The sequence below is a fragment of the Dorea sp. AM58-8 genome (assembly GCF_003464045.1).
In the GTDB taxonomy this organism is placed as follows: Bacteria; Bacillota; Clostridia; order Lachnospirales; family Lachnospiraceae; genus Claveliimonas; species Claveliimonas ammoniilytica.
The window spans coordinates 1-6,775 of record NZ_QSDM01000040.1 but is presented as its reverse complement, the minus strand read 5'-3'; the positions used below and the strand labels follow the sequence as shown (position 1 = coordinate 6,775).

At 40.9% G+C, this 6,775-nt stretch carries 8 protein-coding genes; 4 read left to right on the top strand and 4 right to left on the bottom strand.

The annotated features are described in order from the left end of the window. Window positions 1–227: 227 nt before the first annotated feature. Both DXA18_RS15175 and DXA18_RS15170 read right to left on the bottom strand, forming a co-directional pair. Window positions 228–770: an NADH peroxidase gene (locus DXA18_RS15175; protein WP_118384565.1), complete on the bottom strand. Its 543-nt coding sequence runs from the start codon at window positions 768–770 to the stop codon at window positions 228–230. 79 nt (window positions 771–849) lie between these two features. Continuing rightward, a complete protein-coding gene (locus tag DXA18_RS15170) occupies window positions 850–1,248 on the bottom strand; it encodes a Fur family transcriptional regulator (RefSeq protein ID WP_118384564.1) in 399 nt (132 codons plus the stop codon). 352 nt (window positions 1,249–1,600) lie between these two features. On the opposite strand from DXA18_RS15170, the gene DXA18_RS15165 reads away from it, so the two are divergent. Both DXA18_RS15165 and DXA18_RS15160 read left to right on the top strand, forming a co-directional pair. Further along, window positions 1,601–2,515 (top strand): C40 family peptidase, encoded by a 915-nt coding sequence (locus DXA18_RS15165; protein WP_118384563.1) that lies wholly within the window; start codon window positions 1,601–1,603, stop codon window positions 2,513–2,515. A 443-nt stretch (window positions 2,516–2,958) separates the two neighbouring features. Continuing rightward, window positions 2,959–3,171 carry a DUF1858 domain-containing protein gene (locus DXA18_RS15160; protein WP_118384562.1) on the top strand — a complete coding sequence of 71 codons (213 nt, stop codon included), beginning with the start codon at window positions 2,959–2,961 and terminating at the stop codon, window positions 3,169–3,171. Window positions 3,172–3,242: 71 nt separating this feature from the next. Here the strand turns inward: DXA18_RS15160 and DXA18_RS15155 are convergent, their stop codons facing one another. Then, window positions 3,243–3,974: an adaptor protein MecA gene (locus tag DXA18_RS15155; protein ID WP_118384561.1), complete on the bottom strand. Its 732-nt coding sequence runs from the start codon at window positions 3,972–3,974 to the stop codon at window positions 3,243–3,245. Window positions 3,975–4,305: 331 nt separating this feature from the next. Between DXA18_RS15155 and DXA18_RS15150 the strand changes: the two genes are divergently transcribed. Together DXA18_RS15150 and DXA18_RS15145 are read left to right on the top strand one after the other, a co-directional pair. Further along, the gene (locus tag DXA18_RS15150) at window positions 4,306–4,530 is read left to right on the top strand and encodes a hypothetical protein (protein ID WP_118384560.1); all 225 of its coding nucleotides are present in this window, start codon (window positions 4,306–4,308) and stop codon (window positions 4,528–4,530) included. Between the two features lie 93 nt (window positions 4,531–4,623). Then, window positions 4,624–6,420 carry a glycosyl hydrolase family 18 protein gene (locus tag DXA18_RS15145; protein WP_118384559.1) on the top strand — a complete coding sequence of 599 codons (1,797 nt, stop codon included), beginning with the start codon at window positions 4,624–4,626 and terminating at the stop codon, window positions 6,418–6,420. A 147-nt stretch (window positions 6,421–6,567) separates the two neighbouring features. On the opposite strand, the gene DXA18_RS15890 is transcribed toward DXA18_RS15145, so the two are convergent. Continuing rightward, the coding region (locus DXA18_RS15890) for a hypothetical protein (protein WP_207661825.1) at window positions 6,568–6,775 on the bottom strand (208 nt) is incomplete at its 5' end.

Sequence of the window (6,775 nt, the reverse complement as noted above, 5' to 3'; positions counted from 1 at the left end):
GTATAATCAGCCACGCCGAGCCAGCTCAAATCCGCTACGCTACTTTTCGCTGTTGGGCTGTCGCCCAATAAGTCTAAAATAAAAAATAGCTAGTAGTGAGCCATGCCAGTTCGAATCCGCTACGCTACTTCTCACTGATGGCTGTCGCCGTATAATCAGCCAATAATAAACGCCCTTACAAGTAAACTTGCAGGGCGTTATTATTAACTGATTGCATGGCTTGTAGCTTAGCCAAAGTATCTCTTTAACAGTCCTTCGAATGCTTTGCCGTGACGAGCTTCGTCTCTTGCCATCTCGTGAACTGTGTCATGGATTGCATCGAGATTAGCAGCTTTTGCACGTTTCGCAAGATCGAATTTACCGGCTGTTGCGCCATTTTCAGCTTCTACTCTCATCTCGAGGTTCTTCTTTGTGCTGTCTGTTACAACTTCGCCAAGAAGCTCTGCAAATTTAGCAGCGTGTTCAGCTTCTTCGTAAGCTGCTTTCTCCCAGTACAGTCCGATCTCTGGATATCCTTCTCTGTGAGCCACTCTTGCCATTGCAAGGTACATACCTACTTCTGAACATTCACCAGTGAAGTTTGCTCTCAGGTCTTCCAGGATATCTTCGCTGACGCCCTGGGCTACACCTACCACATGTTCAGCAGCCCATGTTCTTCCTTCGCTCTGCTCAATGAACTTATCAGCACCTGCGTGACAGACTGGACATTCAGCCGGTGCAGCTTCTCCCTCGTAAACGTAACCACATACAGAACATACAAATTTTTTCATAACTTTTATCTCCTTTTCTTTAAAATATTATTAACATTATTAGTTATTATATTTAAATCAGTAATTATACTGAAGTAAATCAATGTGTTGAAAGTTCCTTACTGCATTGACTGCAGATTCCATTAAATAAGACTGAATGAGATCGGATGATTCCATTGTAACATTGCTGTGCCTGCTCATCTAATGTGTCAATTGGCTTCATATCCAGATCCTGGACACATCCGCACTTGCAACAAAGTACATGATAATGCGGGGTAGTGGTAGCGTCAAATCTTACGCCTCCGTCAGGTGTTGTAATCTTAAGTGCTTCACCTGTGTCAGCCAGGAGATTCAGATTGCGATAGACGGTTCCAAGACTGATCTTTGGAAATGTCTTACGTACATGCAGATATACCGTATCAGCAGTTGGATGCTCTTTGGTACTGGCCAGATATTCTTTTATAACTTCCCGCTGTCTGCTGTATTTTAATGTAGCCATCTCTTTTACTCCTCGAATCAATAACAGTAATAATTACTATGATTGAATTATAGAATGAAAAGTTCGATTTGTCAATAGATATTTTGGAAAATAATAAAAAACGACAAAATGTAACATTTGCGTAATAAAATCAGAGAAGATGATGTGGAAATATAAGGAAATCGCAAGCAAAATGTAAGAGAATATAGCTGTAAATGCTGGGAGTAAGCCTTGACAGAGAATACAAGCATTGTTATAATGGCAAAGTATTAGTTGTAACAATTCTGTAACATTTGGCGACGATGTATTTCGGCCGGCCTGATTGCAGGCGTACAAAAGACAAGAAGACATAGACGAAAGAAGGAGGATGTTTATGAATTCGAGTCTTAGAAACGGACTGCTCTTAGTTACGGCAGTTGGAACAATGATGTTTCCCGGGGAGAGGGTACGAGCTGCGGATAATCAGGTGGCTGTGCCAGAAGTGGGAATCAGTAAGGTACAGAATGAAACATACTCGACTGGAATAGAGACAGCGGTATCGGATTATCTGGCACCTACGATAAAAGGTGAGTATTTTAAAATGGCATTTACAAATGTAGATGCGGATACATTTCTCTTTATAAGGAGCGAGCCTTCCAGAGAGAGTGAATGGGTTGGTAAGCTGTATCCGGGTTCTGCATCGGAGATTATCGGTCCTGTGGGTGAGTGGACCAGGGTGCAGTCCGGATCAGTAACCGGCTACGTATACACAAAGTATATTATTACGGGAGAAGAAGCCTGGCAACGGGCGGATGAGATTATGTCCGAATCGTCAGCTGAGCATATTACGGAAGCAGTACCGTGTGCTGAATCCAGAGAAGAGGAAGAAGCAAGGCTGGCAGAGGAGAGAAAAAAGGCTGAAGAAGAAGCGGCCCGGCAGGCAGCGGAGCAGGCTGCTAATGTATCGACACTTGGACAGCAGATTGTAGATTATGCCTGTCAGTTTATCGGGAATCCTTATGTGTGGGGTGGGACGAGCCTGACAAATGGAGCAGATTGTTCCGGATTTGTTCAGTCTGTGTACGAACATTTTGGAATTAATCTTCCAAGAACGACATGGGATCAGGAATATTCAGGAACTGGAATCAGTTATGAAGAAGCTATGCCGGGAGATCTTATATTATATGAGGGACATGTAGGCATATATATAGGAAATGATCAGATTGTGAATGCAATTAATCCATCCAAAGGTATCGGAATTATTCCGGCTACCTGTATGAGTATAAAAACGGTAAGAAGAGTGGTATAAAATGTGAAAAAAGTGTGCCTGTTTTGCACACTTTTTTTATGTAACAAGGGTATACTATTATGTAATGGTATCAGAAAAGCGGAAATGTACAAAATACACAAAAATGTACAAAAGTGGAAAAAGTTGTAAAAAATTGTCATCATTAGTTTGGAAAGTTATCAACATTAAAAAATAGAAAATCCGTGAAAAAACCGTACTTTATCATCACTTATCAACATTATCAACATTAAAATGTGCGATTTTGGTTGATTACTCGACGAAAACAAAAGAACGAGTGTTTTGTGGAGATATAATAAAATTTGAACAATGTCGAAAAAAAGAGAAATGTATCTTGACATTTGAATAGTCAAATTTTATAAAGAAACGGCTTTTAAATGTTTACACAATGGGAAAAAGCGGATATAATAAGGAATGCTTACAGAAATGATAAAGGAGGCGATAGCATGGCACAGGTTAATAAGGAGACTACAATTGGCGAATTATTAATGACCAGTGGAGATAAGATTGAAGATGTTGCAAGAGCTCTTATGGAGATTGGAATGCATTGTATCGGATGCCCATCTTCTCAGGGAGAGTCTATTGAGGAAGCAGCTATGGTGCATGGCATTGACGCAGATCTTCTGACAGAGAAACTGAATGCTATTCTGAATGCATAGTATATAAAAATATATATGTAGAAAAGCATAATTAAAACCGGAAGCCCATATGGACTTCCGGCTTTTTATAATTAGATTTGTGCAAGCTGTTGAACAGCGTCGGCTGCGAGAATAATATCGCAGTGCTCTTCCAGATATGCAAGAGTTGCTCCGGAGGAATTCTCCTGAGAACCATATTCGGACAGCATATTGCAGATTCTGTTAAAATCTTTTGATGTATGATCAGACTGGGTCAATGCCAGAATGAACATATCTGCATCTGTGTCTTTATATAAAGTGTTCGAACCGTGGTACATCTTACTAAGGAGCTGAGACGCATAAATCGCACTGTCCATTGTACCAAATGAGAACAGTCGCAGATCGGAAGGCTTCTTATCTGCCTTATCCGGTGTGGCCTGCTCCTGTCCAGGTACAGCAGAGATGCTTTCTTTTACTTTTCCAAGAAGATTCAATAAATCCTCTGCGCCGTCAAGTTTCGGAGAAATGCCGTCTCGTTTGGAATCCCAATCGCCACCGGCTGGTGAAAATCTGGAAAATCTGGTATCCAGCTCTTCGGGATCTTCCACTTTAGTAATTATCAGCACAATCGAATCGGCGGAAGCTGGAATTGCTTCAATCATCAGCGGAATATCTTCTGCTTCAAAACCGCACTCGTGAGCTGCCTGCTGCATCATATCATGGAAAAGTGATTTTGCTTTCTCTGAACCGTATGCCAGTTCACTCAGCTTAAGCTGTCTGTCGGCCAGATCTGCTCTTGTTAAAGTACAGCGTATCTGGTTGTCGTTAATCTTTTCAATTTTCATATTATCACTTCCTTTTAGACAGTATAGCATAGGAAATTATAAATGTTCAATAAAATAAATCTAAAAATAGTCTTGCGTAGACATAAGAAATCATTTATAATAGCCGTACAGAAAATAGTATTCCCAGACAGGAGTACTTTCAACAAATCAGATTATAATCAGTATTCGAATTTTCAAAAACATCAGAGATTTTTCAACAACATATCCATGCCTAATAATATTATATGCAGTGTATCGTATTTTCTGTACCGGCAATATATCACAATGCACATCCGGTCATTTATTTATACGTAGTCCTGCGCTGGGAGTTGATGCATTGAGGGAGGAACCCATGACATCAGAAGAAAAAGAATATCAGAAGCTTTTCAATGAACTGTATCAATATGAGAAGCAGGGAGTCTATATGGAAATGGAAGGAAGCCCGGCAAGTCCGACACAGATCGTGCGCGCACATATGCTGCGGGAAAATACGGGATATATGCGGGATTATGTGCTTAATGAAAATGGTGACATTAAAGAGTTGTATTTTCATCAGATTACTAATAAGGAAACGTAAATACCCTCTAACTAATTCATAAAATGTCGAAATATATAATGACGCTCCGGTTTTTTGTTGGTATAATGAAAAAAGATAACAGGGAGGTAGATTATGGATCAGAGGAGAAGAAGACGACGACGGGGAAGGAGACAGACACGCCGTAGACGTAAGCGTAATCTGTTATTGAAGATGATTATTCTGATCATATTAATAGTAGGTACTATTGCAGCGCTTTTATTATGGAAGAAGTATGGACCATCGAAAGAGACTGCTGATTTGAATAAATATTATGGGGTTGAAAATGATAATCAGCTTGCTATTGTTGTGAATAATCAGATCATAGATCCGAAAGGGATGATTACGGACGGTAAGGCGTATGTGGAATATTCCGTCGTACGGGATTATATCAATGAAAGATTCTACTGGGATCCGAATGAGAATACGTTGCTGTATACATTGCCGAATGGAGTAGTATCTGTTGGCGTGGGAAGCAAGGATTATTCTGTTGGAAAAGAGAAGAACAGCGAAGAGTATGTCATTGTAAAGACTGAAGGAAGTACAGCTTATATTGCACTTGATTTTGTTAAGCAGTATACGAATATGGATTTTGAAGTATACGATAAGCCGAGTCGTGTAATGGTGAATACCGAGACTGGAAGTGTTGATGTGGCTCAGGTAAAACGTGACACACAGGTACGGTATCAGGGTGGTGTGAAGAGCCCGATTCTTACAGAAGTAAAGAAGAACGACAAGGTACGCGTGATCGAGGACGAAGGTGACTGGAAGAAAGTTCGTACAGAAGATGGATTTATCGGCTATATTGCCAAGAGATCATTGAAGGATGTTACGAAAGAAAAGATTTCCAGAGACTTTAAAGAGCCGGAATATACGAATATTTCCAAAGATTATACGATTAATATGGCCTGGAGCAATGTGACGAATACCGATGCTAACAGCGGCATTCTGCAGTTGATCGCACAGACAAAAGGACTTACTACATTATCACCGACATGGTTCCATGTGGCAGATACAGATGGTGATCTGGAATCTATTGCCAGTACAGAAGTTGTGAACTATGCACATCAGGCTAATATTGAAGTATGGGCGGCAATCCGTGATTTTGACGGAGGCATTAATTCTTATGATGAATCCTATGAACTGCTCAGCCATACGTCAAGCAGAAAGAATCTCATTAATCAGATTATCTCAACAGCGTTGTCGACGGGCATTGATGGTATTAATGTAGATTTTGAGAAGATTTCAGAGGAGTGCGGTGAACATTACATTCAGTTTATTCGCGAATTGTCTGTAAAGTGCCGTCAGAATGGACTGGTACTCTCTGTGGATAACTATGTACCACAGGCATATAATCAGCAGTATCACAGAAAAGAGCAGGGTGTATTTGCAGACTATGTAGTCATCATGGGATATGATGAGCATTATGGCGGCTCACCGGAAGCAGGATCTGTGGCATCTTATGATTATGTGAAAAATGGTGTAGAACAGACGGTCAAAGAAGTTCCGTCAGAGAAGGTGATCAGTGGTATCCCATTCTTTACGAGAGTGTGGAAAGAGACGCCGAAGACCGATGCGGAACTGGCAAAAGCAAAAGGGACGGATAATGAAGACTATACTATGAATGTAGAAAGTACAGCGTACGGTATGGCAGAAGCACAGACCGTAGTAGAGCAGGCTGGCGTCACTGTTGAATGGGATGATAAGACCAAACAGAATTATGCGACCTGGGAAGCTGACGGAAGTACTTATGAAGTATGGCTGGAAGATGCGGAATCGCTGGCACCTAAACTGCAGCTTATCAAAGATTACAATCTGGCAGGTTCGGCCGCATGGCGTCTGGGACAGGAGACATCTGATATCTGGGATGTAATCCTTAAGTATGTGAACTGATATCAGAGCTAAGAAAGTAAGGTCTGATATTAACAGGTAAGTGGAAATGAATAGATATCCTCCGAGAGGCATATATTTAATTGATATAAGCCATCGGAGGATATTTTTTTGCGTCAGAAAATAGAATTGGTGATTACAGTGTTATTGTTAGCTGGGCTGATATTTGCCAGCAGAAAAGTAAGTAGATATGCGGCGAGTGACAACGTAAAAGATGTCGCTGGAAATAAAGTGGTTGTGGATGCCGGGCATGGGGGTTGTAGATAACGCAAGTAATGAAAACAACGAAAATACAAGGAGAAAGGCAACTGTTGTACCTACTAAAATAGAATATGTGTGAGAGGACAAGCCTTTCCGT